10 protein-coding genes are annotated in these 13,152 nt (G+C 71.4%); 6 read left to right on the plus strand and 4 right to left on the minus strand.

Translation table 11 applies throughout. The annotated features are described in order from the left end of the window. The first annotated feature begins 25 nt into the window (after positions 1-25). Positions 26-640: a hypothetical protein gene (locus tag ACIRP2_RS01515; RefSeq protein WP_404245406.1), complete on the plus strand. Its 615-nt coding sequence runs from the start codon at positions 26-28 to the stop codon at positions 638-640. Here ACIRP2_RS01515 and ACIRP2_RS01520 read toward each other — a convergent pair. Both ACIRP2_RS01520 and ACIRP2_RS01525 read right to left on the minus strand, forming a co-directional pair. Then, positions 625-990 (minus strand): hypothetical protein, encoded by a 366-nt coding sequence (locus ACIRP2_RS01520; RefSeq protein WP_404245408.1) that lies wholly within the window; start codon positions 988-990, stop codon positions 625-627. The two genes, ACIRP2_RS01515 and ACIRP2_RS01520, sit on opposite strands and share 16 nt — an antisense overlap. A 98-nt stretch (positions 991-1,088) precedes the next feature. Further along, positions 1,089-2,573: a PucR family transcriptional regulator gene (locus ACIRP2_RS01525; protein WP_404245410.1), complete on the minus strand. Its 1,485-nt coding sequence runs from the start codon at positions 2,571-2,573 to the stop codon at positions 1,089-1,091. Positions 2,574-2,694: 121 nt separating this feature from the next. On the opposite strand from ACIRP2_RS01525, the gene ACIRP2_RS01530 reads away from it, so the two are divergent. From ACIRP2_RS01530 to ACIRP2_RS01540, 3 genes are all read left to right on the plus strand, one after another. Then, positions 2,695-4,200, plus strand: coding sequence for a sodium:solute symporter (locus tag ACIRP2_RS01530; protein WP_404245412.1), 1,506 nt, complete (start codon positions 2,695-2,697; stop codon positions 4,198-4,200). A gap of 68 nt (positions 4,201-4,268) precedes the next feature. Then, the gene (gene speB, locus ACIRP2_RS01535) at positions 4,269-5,237 is read left to right on the plus strand and encodes an agmatinase (protein ID WP_361448763.1); all 969 of its coding nucleotides are present in this window, start codon (positions 4,269-4,271) and stop codon (positions 5,235-5,237) included. Further along, positions 5,234-6,919 (plus strand): thiamine pyrophosphate-binding protein, encoded by a 1,686-nt coding sequence (locus tag ACIRP2_RS01540; protein ID WP_404245415.1) that lies wholly within the window; start codon positions 5,234-5,236, stop codon positions 6,917-6,919. The genes speB and ACIRP2_RS01540 overlap by 4 nt, the downstream gene beginning before the upstream one ends. A 19-nt stretch (positions 6,920-6,938) precedes the next feature. Here the strand turns inward: ACIRP2_RS01540 and ACIRP2_RS01545 are convergent, their stop codons facing one another. Further along, positions 6,939-7,310 (minus strand): hypothetical protein, encoded by a 372-nt coding sequence (locus ACIRP2_RS01545; RefSeq protein ID WP_404245417.1) that lies wholly within the window; start codon positions 7,308-7,310, stop codon positions 6,939-6,941. Between the two features lie 218 nt (positions 7,311-7,528). Between ACIRP2_RS01545 and ACIRP2_RS01550 the strand changes: the two genes are divergently transcribed. Continuing rightward, positions 7,529-8,491 carry a serine hydrolase gene (locus ACIRP2_RS01550; protein ID WP_404245419.1) on the plus strand — a complete coding sequence of 321 codons (963 nt, stop codon included), beginning with the start codon at positions 7,529-7,531 and terminating at the stop codon, positions 8,489-8,491. 221 nt (positions 8,492-8,712) lie between these two features. Then, the gene (locus ACIRP2_RS01555) at positions 8,713-12,468 is read left to right on the plus strand and encodes an ABC transporter ATP-binding protein (RefSeq protein ID WP_404245421.1); all 3,756 of its coding nucleotides are present in this window, start codon (positions 8,713-8,715) and stop codon (positions 12,466-12,468) included. Between the two features lie 21 nt (positions 12,469-12,489). On the opposite strand, the gene ACIRP2_RS01560 is transcribed toward ACIRP2_RS01555, so the two are convergent. Continuing rightward, a complete protein-coding gene (locus tag ACIRP2_RS01560) occupies positions 12,490-12,987 on the minus strand; it encodes a hypothetical protein (RefSeq protein ID WP_404245423.1) in 498 nt (165 codons plus the stop codon). Positions 12,988-13,152: the final 165 nt, after the last annotated feature.

A 13,152-nucleotide genomic window follows, 5' to 3' on the forward strand; every position in this document is an offset into this window, starting at 1 on the left:
CACACCAAGGCACCGACGGACATTCGTGCACATCCGCATCCTGCTCACCGCCGTCCTGTTCACGGCGGTCATCCAGCCTTCACCCACACCATCCGCCTCCGCGTCGGCTGTCGGCACGCCGAGCGCGGACGCCATGAGACCGGGAGCTTCCCCCACCACCGCGAAGACACCGCAGGGCAGCGCCACAGCTTCCCGCCGGGCGAAGCCGCCTTCCACGCGTGCCCTGGCACAACCGAGTCTGACCATCTCCGTGCCGACGACCGCCAACCTGGGCGGCGCCTCGGTCGGCAGTACACGCAGTGCGCAACTGGGGACCGTCACGGTCACAGGAAGCGAGGTACCCCAGTGGGACGTCACGGTGACCGCGACCGCCCTGACCACCGCGGGCGGCAGCATTGCCACCGGCAACATCGCCTACTGGTCCGGACCCGCCACCGCCGACACAGGAAACGACGCGTGCCACCCCGGACAGACGACTGCTGCCGAGCAAGTCACTCTCGACGCGGCTCGCACGGCCTTCTCCCACTCGGGAGCAACCGCGACCGAGAGCTGTAGCTGGAATCCCACTCTGGTCATCACCGTGCCCGCCACCGCAGTTGTCGGCCAGTACACCGGAACGATCACTCATTCCGTCGCCTGACCGAGGACAGTGGTCCAAGGGCTCTCCCGGCGGGCGTCGGCCAGGGCTCGGCGCAGCTGGTCGGCCGTCGGCACGCCGGCCAGGCCCTCCGGGGTCCGGTACATGCGGCAGGTCAGTCCCGTGGTCCGGCCGGGCTCGGCGAAGGGGTCGCGTCCGTCGATCAGGATGGTCGGCGAGCCGGTGAAATGCGCGGCCTCCGCCTCGGCCTGGCTGGTGAGGGTGCGGGTCCGGAACGTCACATCGTGCAGGCCCAGCCTGTCGAGCTCCTGGTGGAGACGGTCGGAGGCGGTCCGGGTGTTCGGGCAGTCGGGCACGACCAGTAGTTCGATGCTCATCGTGTCGTTGTTCATGTTGTGTTCCTCTCCGGCTCAGGTGCGGCAGTCGCACGGGCCGGCCTCCGAGGCGGCGGCCGGTGTCGTGGTGTCGGTACGTCAGGGGTGTCGACGGCTCATCGCTGTCGCAGCGCGAACCACAGCTCCGTCCGTACGTCCATGTCGTCCAGGTCCGCGTCCAGCAGTGTCGCGCAGCGGGTGATGCGCTGGCGGACCGTGTTGCGGTGGACCTGGAGGGCGGTGGCCGTGCGGTCCCAGCTGCCGTGCAGGCTCAGCCAGCAGCGCAGGGTCTCGGCCAGGGGGTCGGTGAGCGGGGCGAGGAGGGCGCGGGCGTGGGCCTCCGCCTGGTCGGGAGGGATCAGGGCGGCCAGGCCGGCCCCGGCGCCGGCGTGGTGGTGGGCCAGTGGGGTGCGGGTGGCCACGGCGCGGCCCAGGGCGCGGGACGCCTGGCCGTCGGCGAGGTCGAGTGCCGTGATGGGTGCGGGGGAGGAGGCGCCGAGCGTCCAGCCGGGCTGCGGGGTGATCCGCTCACCGCCGGGGACCAGGACCCTGACGGCGTCCCGGCCCCGGCCCGCGTCGACCAGGGCCGAGCCGAGGGCGGCGCCCAGCGCGCCGGCGGTGAGCGGGTCGACCGGGCCGTCGCCGCTGCGGCGCGCGTGCACCACCGTCCACTGCTCGGCGCCGCCGAGCAGTGGCGCGACGTCCTGCGGGTCCGCGCCCAGCAGCATCCGTACGAGGGCGGCCGACCGGCCCGCCGCGTCGGCGCCCTGGTGCGGGGCGGCCAGCAGGGAGAGCAGGACGACCGCGACCCCGGCGATGGTGTGGTCGCCCGCCTCGCGCCGGTCCGTCGCCAGCGCCAGGACGAGGCCCTGGCCGCCGCCCAGCGCGTACGCGGACAGGTGCGCCTCCCGCAGGGTGTCGGTCGCGGACGCCGGGGCGGGGCGCGTCACGGTGGAGACCACCCGGGTGAGCCGGGTCAGCGCCGCCCCGATGTCGGGGGCCGGGCGGCGGCCCGCCGCGTGCAGCTCCTCGCCGTCGGCGGACAGCAGCACCGCCCGGCCCTCCAGCTGGGCCGCCAGTTGGTGCAGCACCGCGGGGATCGGGTCCGGCCTGGCCGCCGCCGTGGCCAGGGCCTGCTGGGCCCGGGTCACCCGGCGCAGCTCGCGGTGCCGGGCCTCGGCCATCAGCCGCCACACCGCCCGCGCGATCGCCGTGAACGGGACCTCGGGCGGCACCTCCACCAGCGGCAGACCATGTCGGTCGCACGCCTCGATCAGCGCCTGCGGCACCGTGTCGAACACCGGCGTCACCCCGAAGCCGAGCGCCGCCGCCCCCGCCTCCACCAGCCGGGCCACATAGGCGTCCGGGTCCTTGAGCAGCACTCCGGCGCTGAGCAGCAGCTCACCGCCGAGCAGATACGGGTACGGGTCGGCCATCTCCGAGGTGTGCACCCACAGCAGATCCGCCTCGGCCGGACCCGCGATCCGGTGCAGCCCGAGCTCCTCACGGGCGAGCAGTTCCGTGAGCGGGATCGGGGGCGTGGGGGGAGCGGAGAGGGGAGGGGGACTGGGCGGGGCGACCCCGGCCGAGGCTTCCGGCATGGACGGTCCATCCATCGAGGATTTCAATTATGGATGAAACGTACACTTCAGCGTCGCTTGCGGGCCACCTACCGTCTTCACCACATACGACGAGCGCACACGACTGAAACGGAGGAAGCCCATGGCTGTCGACTACGCGGTGATCATCGTCTACCTGGCCGGCATGCTCGCCATGGGCTGGTGGGGCATGCGCCGCGCCAAGTCCAAGAGCGAATTCCTGGTGGCCGGACGCCGCCTCGGCCCCTGGATGTACTCCGGCACGATGGCCGCCATCGTTCTCGGCGGCGCCTCCACCATCGGCGGCGTCGGCCTCGGCTACCAGTACGGGCTCTCCGGCGCCTGGATGGTCTTCACCATCGGCCTCGGACTGCTGGCCCTCTCCGTCTTCTTCTCGGCGCGCATCGCCCGGCTGAAGGTCTACACCGTCTCCGAGATGCTCGACCTGCGCTACGGCGGCCGGGCCGGGATCATCTCCGGTGTCGTCATGTGGGCGTACACGCTGATGCTCGCGGTCACCTCGACCATCGCGTACGCCACCATCTTCGACGTGCTGTTCGACGTGAACCGGACCGTCGCGATCATCCTCGGCGGCGCCATCGTCGTCGCGTACTCGACGCTCGGCGGCATGTGGTCGATCACGCTCACCGACATGGTGCAGTTCGTCGTCAAGACCATCGGTGTGCTGCTGCTCCTGCTCCCCATCGCGGTGATCAAGGCGGGCGGCTTCAGCGAGATGAAGGCCAAGCTGCCCACCGAGTACTTCGACCCGCTGGGCATCGGCGGCGAGACGATCTTCACGTACGTGCTGATCTACACCTTCGGCATGCTGATCGGCCAGGACATCTGGCAGCGGGTGTTCACCGCGAAGAGCGACCGGACGGCCCGCTGGGGCGGCACCGTCGCCGGTACGTACTGTCTGGTGTACGCGATCGCGGGCGCCGTCATCGGCACCGCCGCCAAGGTCATGTACCCGAACCTGTCCAGTGCGGACTCCGCGTTCGCGACCATCGTCAAGGACGAACTGCCCGTCGGCGTGAGGGGACTGGTCCTCGCCGCCGCGCTGGCCGCGGTGATGTCCACCTCCTCCGGTGCGCTGATCGCCTGCGCCACCGTCGCCAACAACGACATCTGGTCCCGGCTGCGGGGCGTGGTCTCGCGCGGCGGCGGCGAGGGGCACGACGAGGTCAAGGGCAACCGTGCCTTCATCCTCATCATGGGCGTCGCCGTCATCGCCATCGCCATCGCGCTCAACAACGTGGTCGAGGCACTGACCGTCGCCTACAACCTCCTCGTCGGCGGCCTGCTGGTGCCGATCCTCGGCGGACTGCTGTGGCGCCGAGGCACCGCGGCGGGTGCGCTGGCCGCGGTGTCGGTCGGTGGCGTTGCCGTGATCGGCCTGATGGCGACGTACGGAATCCTCGCCAACGAACCCGTCTACTACGGGCTGCTGGCCTCGTTCGCGGTGTACGTGATCGTCTCCCTGGCGACGAAGCCCACCGACGCGGCCGTGCTGGCCGTCTGGCGCGACCGGCTGGCGGGGCGGGCGGAACAGGACGGTCCGGCGGCCGAGAAGACCGCCGCCGCCGTGGGCACCCCGCACTCCACCGCGTCCCCCACATTCGAATAACGTACGAACGCCCACAAGGCTCGCACCACCTCCGCGTCACCCGTATCGCAACAAGAAAGGCACCCGCCATGAGCAGCAACGAAACGCCGCGCGGTCCCGTCGACTCCTCCCGCGTCCCGCGGTACGCCGGACCCGCGACCTTCGCCCGGCTGCCCCGCCTCGACGAGGTCGGCACCGCCGATGTCGCCGTCGTCGGCGTGCCCTTCGACACGGGTGTCTCCTACCGTCCCGGTGCCCGCTTCGGCGGCAACGCGATCCGTGAGGCGTCGCGCCTCCTGCGTCCGTACAACCCGGCGCAGGACGCCTCGCCGTTCGCCCTCGCGCAGGTCGCCGACGCCGGTGACATCGCCGCGAACCCGTTCAACATCAACGAGGCCGTCGAGACGATCGAGGCCGCGGCCGACGATCTCCTCGCGACCGGTGCCCGTCTGATGACGCTCGGCGGCGACCACACCATCGCGCTGCCGCTGCTGCGTTCCGTCGCGAAGAAGCACGGACCCGTCGCCCTGCTCCACTTCGACGCCCACCTCGACACCTGGGACACGTACTTCGGCGCCGAGTACACCCACGGCACCCCGTTCCGCCGGGCCGTCGAGGAGGGCATCCTCGACACCTCCGCGCTCTCCCACGTCGGCACCCGCGGACCGCTCTACGGCAAGCAGGACCTGGACGACGACGCGAAGATGGGCTTCGGCATCGTCACCTCCGCCGACGTCATGCGGCGCGGTGTCGACGAGGTCGCCGACCAGCTCCGTCAGCGCATCGGTGACCGGCCGCTCTACATCTCCATCGACATCGACGTCCTGGACCCGGCGCACGCCCCCGGCACCGGCACCCCCGAGGCCGGCGGTCTGACCTCCCGCGAGCTGCTCGAAATCGTCCGCGGCCTGTCCTCCTGCAACCTGGTCTCCGCCGACCTGGTCGAGGTCGCCCCCGCGTACGACCACGCCGAGATCACCTCCGTCGCCGCCTCCCACACGGCGTACGAACTGACGACCGTCATGTCCCGCCAGATCGCAGAGGCCCGCACGAAGTGAGCCACGACCACCACGACGAGCGGCCGCAGCTCACCCCCGAGCAGATCGCGGCCGCTCTGAACCCCCCGGCAGGACGCAACGGCGGAGACCTCGTCGTGGAAACCCTCCAGGGCCTCGGGGCGACCACCGTCTTCGGGCTGCCCGGCCAGCACGCGCTGGGCATGTTCGACGCGCTGCGCCGCTCGTCACTGAGCTACATCGGCCTGCGGGTCGAGAACAACGCGGGCTTCGCCGCCGACGCCTACGGCCGGATCACCGGCGAGGTCGCCCCGCTGCTGCTCTCCACCGGCCCCGGGGCGCTCACCTCCCTCGCCGCGCTCCAGGAGGCGGCGGCGGCCTCCGCCCCCGTGCTGGCCGTCTCCAGCCAGATCCCGACCGCGGGCCTGGGCGGCGGACGCCACGGCTACCTGCATGAACTGAGGGACCAGAAGGCGTCGTTCCGCGATGTCGTGAAGTCGGTCCACACCGTCCGTACGGCCTCCCAGATCCCGTCGGCGATCGCGGCCGCCTGGGAGTCGGCGCTGACCGCCCCGCACGGTCCGGTCTGGGTCGAGATCCCGCAGGACGTACTCCTCGCCGAGACCACGCTGCCCGTCGTCACGGCGATGGACGCCACCCCGCGCGCACTGCACGCCCGTCCCGAACTGACCGCCGTCGCGGCCGACCTGCTGTCGAAGGCGCGGCGCCCGGCGATCATCGCGGGCGGCGGAGTCGTACGCTCCGACGCGTCCGGCAAGCTGCTCGCGCTCGCGGAGAAGATCGACGCACCCGTCGTCACCACCTTCGGCGGCAAGGGCGCCTTCCCGTGGGAGCACCCGCTCTCGCTCCAGTCCTGGCTGGAGGACCGCCACACGACGGACTTCCTGGAATCCGCCGACGTGCTGCTCGTCGTCGGCTCCGGACTCGGTGAACTCTCCTCGAACTACCACACGTTCGCCCCGCGCGGCCGGGTCGTCCAGATCGAGGCCGACGCCGGGAAGCTGGAGTCCAACCACCCCGCGCTCGGCATCCACGCCGACGCCCGCGAGGCCCTGTCCGACCTCCTCGACGCGGTCGACCGCCGCGAGGACCCGTCGGCGCCGGACCGGGTCCGCACGGTCCTCGCAGCGGTGCGCGACCGGATCGCCGCCCAGGAACTCACCCTGGAACAGCAGCTCATCGCCTCGGTCCGCCAGGCGCTGCCCGACGCGTCCCCCAGCTTCTGGGACATGACGATCCTGGCCTACTGGGCCTGGTCCGCCTTCGACGCCCGCCACCCGAACACGATGCACTCGGCCCAGGGCGCGGGCGGCCTCGGTTACGGCTTCCCGGCCGCCCTCGGCGCTGCGGCGGCCGACCGTACGAGGCCGGTCCTGGCGGTCTCCGGCGACGGCGGCGCGATGTACTCGATCGCCGAGCTGGCCACGGCCCGCCAGTACGATCTGCCGGTCACCTGGCTGATCGTCGACGACGGCGGGTACGGCATTCTGCGCGAGTACATGACCGGCGCCTTCGGCGAGGCCACGGCGACGGAACTCGCCCGCCCCGACTTCGTCGCCCTGGCCGAGTCCTTCGGCGTCCCGGCCGTCCGCACGACCCCCGAGACGCTCGCCGCCGACCTGGCGAAGTCCTTCGCCCAGCCGGGCCCTTCGGTGGTCGTGCTCCCGGCCCTGCTGAGGATGTTCGAGCCGACGCACCTGTGACCGCGCCGGACCTCGTCCGTCATTTCATCAGCCGGCCGTGCACGGGCGTGTACTCGGCCATCTGCTGATGGAAGCCTGTGGCGAACTCCTCCTTCTCTCCTTCCCCGAGAGCGGCGGGGAGTTTGCCGTTGGCCGGTATGAAGTCCGCTATGGCGCGGAACAGTTCGTCGGCCGCCTTTCCGCGGTCCGCCCCCTTCCGCCGGGCCGCCATCACGTACTGGGCCGCCTTGCTCAGCGGGGTTCCGAGGTGCTCCTCCGGCCGCTTCTGCACTTTGTCCCGGGCCTCCTGCTTGTCCAGTGCCCGGTCGCCGGTACCGACGGAACGCAGGACGTGCAGGGTCGCGTACAGCTGACCGCAGCGATAGGCGGTGCTCGGCTGGGGTTCGGACATGACTTGGGGAACCTCCTCATGGGGTCGGCCGACGACTGCGACCACTGACTACCCCGGTCCCGGACGCCGCGAACGTTCCGGCGGCGGCATCGGGCCTCCGACCTTCAAATCCTGGCCAATTGGGCCGTGTTTCCTACAACTTTCCGCTCCGCCGGGAGTCATCTGTACGGGCGTGCCGGGGGCGCGCCCGTACAGATGACTCAGGGGACGGAAGCCTCATGACTGGATCCCACATAACTCGCCGTGCGCGGGGCGCGCTGTCCGTCGCGCTCGCCGCGGGCGTGTTCGTACCCGTGGCGCTCGGCGCGGCGCCCGCCGCCGCCGCGACGCCGACGGTGAGCTGCACGTCCGGCAAGGCGGGGCTGGCAGCCAAGCTGACGAAGGACATCACCGCCGCGCTCAAGGGGCGGACGTCGACGACGGCCGTGGCCCTCTACGACCGGACCACCAAGACGAACTGCTCCCTGCGGGCGACGACGAAGTACGACTCGGCCAGCGTCGTGAAGGCGACCGTGCTGGCGACGCTGCTCTGGGACAACAAGAAGCACAACCGCTATCTCACCCAGCGCGAGATAAACCTCACCACCGCCATGATCACCAAGTCCGACAACAACGCGACCACCAGTCTGTGGAAGCAGCTCGGGGTGACCAAGGTCAAGGCGTTCCTGAAGGCCGCCGGGATGACGCACACCGTGCCCGGCTCCGGTGGCTACTGGGGGCTGACCCAGATCACCGCCCAGGACGAGCAGCGGCTGCTGACCCTGCTGACCGCGAAGAACTCCGTGCTGAGCGACAACGCGCGGGCGTACGAACTGGGACTGATGCGCAAGGTCGTCTCCTCGCAGCGCTGGGGCACACCCGCCGGTGCCCCGTCCGGCGTGACCGTCCAGGTCAAGAACGGCTGGCTGCCGCGCGCCACCCACGGCTGGCGGGTGCACAGCATCGGCGCCTTCACGGGCAAGGGGCACGACTACGCGATCACCGTGCTCACCCAGGACAACAAGACGATGAACGACGGCATCAACACCATCCAGGCCGTCGCCCGCGCCGTGCACAAGGATCTCAACCCGGCCGTCGCGACCCAGTCGACCGTCGCTCCGCCCGCCGCGCCGCAGGAGGCGGTGCCCGCGGTGCCGGGGGCTCCGGCGGTACGGATGCTCACCGCGACGCCGCAGTCGTAGCGGGGCAGTGTGCCGGAGGCCGGTCCGGCCTCCGGCACCGGCCGGTCCGGCCTCCGCCCGGCCGGTCCGGCCTCCGCCCGGCCGGCCGGCCGTATGCCGGTCGTAGGCAGGACGTCGCACCGGCCTACGACCAAGGGCCCGTCTTTTGTAACAGCGGGATGAAATCCGCTGCCCACCGCGTTGGTGCCTTCCGGTAGAGCAGGTCGAACGGGGAGGTACCGGTGACGGACGCAGGGCACGCGGAGGGCGCGGCGCAGGCCTCGGGCTGGGCCCGGCGGCTGATCGGTTACGCATGGCGCTACCGGCGCAATGTGCTGCTGGCCCTCGGCTCGTCGCTGGCCGGCATGGCGGTGATGGCGCTCGTCCCGCTGATCACCAAGGTGATCATCGACGATGTCGTCGTCGACCACACACGTTCCCTCGCCGCCTGGACCGGACTCCTCATAGGTGCCGCCGTGCTGGTGTACATATCCACGTACATCCGCCGCTACTACGGCGGCCGGCTCGCCCTCGACGTGCAGCACGACCTCCGTACCGAGATGTACGGGACGATCACCCGTCTCGACGGGAAACGGCAGGACGAACTGTCCACCGGACAGGTCGTCGGGCGTGCCACCAGCGACCTCCAGCTGATCCAGGGCCTTCTGTTCATGCTCCCGATGACCATCGGGAACGTGCTGCTCTTCCTCATCTCTCTGGTGATCATGGCGTGGCTCTCGCCCCTGCTCACCCTGGTCGCGATCGCCGTCGCCCCCGCCCTCTGGTACATCGCCCGCCGTTCCCGCGCCCGCCTCTTCCCCGCCACGTGGTACGCCCAGGGGCAGGCCGCCGCCGTCGCCGGAGTCGTCGACGGGGCCGTCTCCGGGGTCCGGGTCGTCAAGGGCTTCGGGCAGGAGGACCAGGAGACCGGCAAGCTGCGCGAGGTCGGCCGCAAGCTGTTCGCCGGACGGCTGCGGACGATCCGGCTGAACTCCCGGTACACCCCGGCGCTCCAGGCCGTCCCCGCACTCGGCCAGGTCGCCATGCTGGCCCTCGGCGGCTGGCTCGCCACCCGGGGCGAGATCACCCTCGGCACGTTCGTCGCCTTCTCCACCTACCTCGCCCAGCTCGTCGGCCCGGTCCGGATGCTCGCGATGGTCCTCACGGTCGGACAGCAGGCCCGCGCCGGCGTCGAACGCGTACTGGAGCTGATCGACACCGAGCCGGCCATCGAGGACGGCACCAAGGAACTCCCGGCCGACGCCCCCGCGAGCGTCGAGTTCGACGACGTACGGTTCGGCTACGCGGACGACCGCCCCGTCCTCGACGGGTTCTCGCTGACCATCGAGCCCGGTGAGACCGTCGCCGTCGTCGGCGCGTCCGGCAGCGGCAAGTCGACCGTCTCGCTGCTGCTGCCCCGCTTCTACGACGTGACGCACGGCGCCGTCCTGGTCGGCGGGCACGACGTCCGCGAGCTGACCCAGCGGTCCCTGCGCGCCGCCATCGGCCTCGTGCCGGAGGACAGCTTCCTGTTCTCCGACACCGTCCGCGCCAACATCGCCTACGGATTCCCGGACGCCACCCAGGAACAGATCGAGCAGGCGGCCCGCGCCGCCCAGGCCGACCGGTTCATCGCGGACCTGCCCGAGGGCTACGACACCAAGGTCGGCGAGCACGGACTCACCCTCTCCGGCGGCCAGCGCCAGCGCGTCGCGCTCGCCCGCGCCATCCTCACCGACCCCCGGCTGCTCCTCCTCGACGACGCCACCTCCGCCGTCGACGCCCGCGTCGAGCACGAGATCCACGAGGCGCTGCGCCAGGTGATGGCCGGACGGACGACCCTCCTGATCGCGCACCGCCGCTCCACCCTCGGTCTCGCCGACCGGATCGCCGTGCTGGACCGGGGCAGGCTCGCCGACATCGGCACGCACGAGGAGCTGGAGCACCGCTGCGCGCTCTACCGGCGGCTGCTCACCGACCCGGACGAGCTGGGCGGCACCTCGCCCGGACACCAGCCGCTGACCGCCGCCGCCGACACCACCCCCGAGGACGAGCGCGCGCTCCAGGAGGAGCTGGACGCCGAGTTCGATGCCGCGCGCGGTATCAGCCCCCACCTGTGGATCCGCAAGGACGAGCCGCGCGATGTCGGGGCGGCCGGCATGCCGGCGACCCCCGAGCTGCTCGCCCAGGTCGAGGCCCTGCCACCGGCCACCGACACACCCGACATCGACGAGGCGAGGGCCGTCAGCCCCGAGGAGTCGTACGGGCTGCGCAGGCTGCTGCGAGGCTTCGGGCTGCCGCTTCTGGCGAGCCTGGTACTGGTGGCGATGGACGCGGGGGCCGGACTCCTGCTGCCCGTACTGATCCGGCACGGCATCGACCAGGGTGTCTCCCAGCTGGCCCTCGGTGCCGTCTGGGCGGCCTCCGCGCTGGCCCTGGTGGTCGTGCTCGTGCAGTGGGCGGCCCAGATCGGCGAGACCCGGATGACGGGCCGCACCGGCGAGCGGGTGCTGTACTCACTGCGGCTGAAGATCTTCGCGCAGCTCCAGCGGCTCGGCCTGGACTACTACGAGCGCGAGCTGACCGGCCGCATCATGACCCGGATGACGACGGACGTGGACGCGCTGTCGACGTTCCTGCAGACCGGTCTGGTCACGGCCTTCGTCTCCGTCGTCACCTTCTTCGGCATCATGGTCGCCCTGCTGGTCCTCGACGTGTCGCTGGCCCTCGTCGTCTTCGCGACGCTGCCGGCGCTGGTCGTCGGTACGTTCTTCTTCCGGCGCAAGAGCGTCAAGGCCTACGAGCTGGCCCGCGAACGCATCAGTGTGGTCAACGCCGACCTCCAGGAGTCCGTCTCCGGACTGCGGATCGTGCAGGCGTTCCGCCGCGAGCGCGACGGCGCGGACCGGTTCGCGGAGCGCAGCGACCACTACCGGCAGGCCAGGGTCCGCGGTCAGTGGCTGATATCGGTCTACTTCCCGTTCGTGCAGCTGCTGTCGTCGGTGGCCGCGGCCGCCGTCCTGATCGTCGGCGCGGGCCGGGTCGACAACGGCACGCTCACCACCGGTGCGCTGGTCGCGTACCTCCTCTACATCGATCTGTTCTTCGCCCCGGTGCAGCAGCTCTCCCAGGTCTTCGACGGGTACCAGCAGGCCACCGTCTCCCTGGGCCGCATCCAGGAACTGCTGCGCGAGCCGACCTCCACCGACGAGGCGGACGAACCGCTGGACGTGCTGTCGCTGCGCGGCGAGATCGCGTTCGAGGACGTGTCCTTCGCCTACGGCTCGGGTGACGACGCCGAAGAGGCCCTGATCGGGGTCGACCTGCGGATACCGGCAGGTCAGACGGTCGCGTTCGTCGGCGAGACGGGGGCCGGGAAGTCCACCCTCGTCAAACTGGTCGCCCGGTTCTACGACCCGACGGGCGGCCGGGTCACGGCGGACGGCACCGATCTGCGCCGGCTCGACCTCACGGCGTACCGGCACCGGCTCGGAGTCGTGCCGCAGGAGGCGTACCTCTTCGCCGGTACGGTCCGCGACGCCATCGCGTACGGGAGGCCCGAGGCCACCGACGCGCAGGTGGAGGCGGCGGCGCGGGCGGTGGGCGCCCACGACATGATCGCCACTCTGGACGGCGGGTATCTTCACGAGGTCGCCGAGCGGGGCCGCAACCTCTCGGCCGGCCAGCGCCAGCTGATCGCCCTGGCCCGCGCGGAGCTCGTCGACCCGGACGTCCTGCTGCTCGACGAGGCGACCGCCTCCCTCGACCTGGCCAGCGAGGCCCTGGTCAACCAGGCGACCGACCGGCTCACCGGCCGGCGCACCACCCTGGTCGTCGCCCACCGGCTGACCACGGCGGCCCGCGCCGACCGGGTCGTGGTGATGGACCACGGCCGGGTCGTCGAGGACGGCACGCACGACGAACTCCTCGCCCGCGACGGGCACTACGCCGTGCTGTGGCGCACGTTCATCGGGGAGGACGAGCCCGCCGGGGTGTGAGAGCCGGGCCCGTCCACCGGTTCACCTGCCGATGCCGGAGATCTTGCCGGTCCGCAGGTCCGACCGCACGGTCAGGTACGTGTATGTGGGGTGCTTGCCGTTGCTCCAGGTGAGCCGCACCTTCGACCAGGTGTGGCCCGCCCCGCTCTCGCCCGATGTGACCCGGAAGGCGAGCGGGGTGTTCTGGGCGCGGAGCACACCGTCCGCGTGGTTGCGCCTTTCCCAGGTGTTCAGCTGGGTGCGCAGGTGGGGCGTCAGGTAGAACGACCTCAGGGCGGCGGCGAGCTTGCCGCCGCCCTTCACCGTGAGGGCATCGATGTAGGCACCGTAGAAGTGGGCCACCTGCTGGTAGGCCGGGGTGCCGGCGTCGCTGCGCACCGGCGTCGCGGCCTTCGGCGCCTGCGGGGCCGACGCGGCGGCCGGGACCACGGCGACGACGGAGAGGAGTGCGGTGGCGAGCACCGTCCTTGCGAGGGCGCGCCGGCCGAGGGGGCCCTGCGTACTGCGGAGTCGGAGCATGGCAGTTCCTGCCTTTCCTGTGGCTCTGCCTGGTGGGAGCCATGCTGGGGCGATTCGGTTGCCCGGGAGGCGGAGCACGCCGGGTGCAACCTTCGGATGGCCTCCTGCGTCGTACGCATGTGTGTGTACGTACCGAGTGAGGGCGTAAATGTTCGATTAGCTGAT

It is taken from the genome of Streptomyces sp. NPDC101194 (assembly GCF_044767885.1).
In the GTDB taxonomy this organism is placed as follows: domain Bacteria; phylum Actinomycetota; class Actinomycetes; order Streptomycetales; family Streptomycetaceae; genus Streptomyces.

Coding starts and splice junctions, on each gene's coding strand:
- ACIRP2_RS01520 (WP_404245408.1), bottom strand. CDS start 990: ATGAACAACGACACGATGAGCATCGAACTACTGGTCGTGCCCGACTGC.
- ACIRP2_RS01525 (WP_404245410.1), bottom strand. CDS start 2,573: ATGCCGGAAGCCTCGGCCGGGGTCGCCCCGCCCAGTCCCCCTCCCCTC.
- ACIRP2_RS01530 (WP_404245412.1), top strand. CDS start 2,695: ATGGCTGTCGACTACGCGGTGATCATCGTCTACCTGGCCGGCATGCTC.
- speB (WP_361448763.1), top strand. CDS start 4,269: ATGAGCAGCAACGAAACGCCGCGCGGTCCCGTCGACTCCTCCCGCGTC.
- ACIRP2_RS01545 (WP_404245417.1), bottom strand. CDS start 7,310: ATGTCCGAACCCCAGCCGAGCACCGCCTATCGCTGCGGTCAGCTGTAC.
- ACIRP2_RS01550 (WP_404245419.1), top strand. CDS start 7,529: ATGACTGGATCCCACATAACTCGCCGTGCGCGGGGCGCGCTGTCCGTC.
- ACIRP2_RS01560 (WP_404245423.1), bottom strand. CDS start 12,987: ATGCTCCGACTCCGCAGTACGCAGGGCCCCCTCGGCCGGCGCGCCCTC.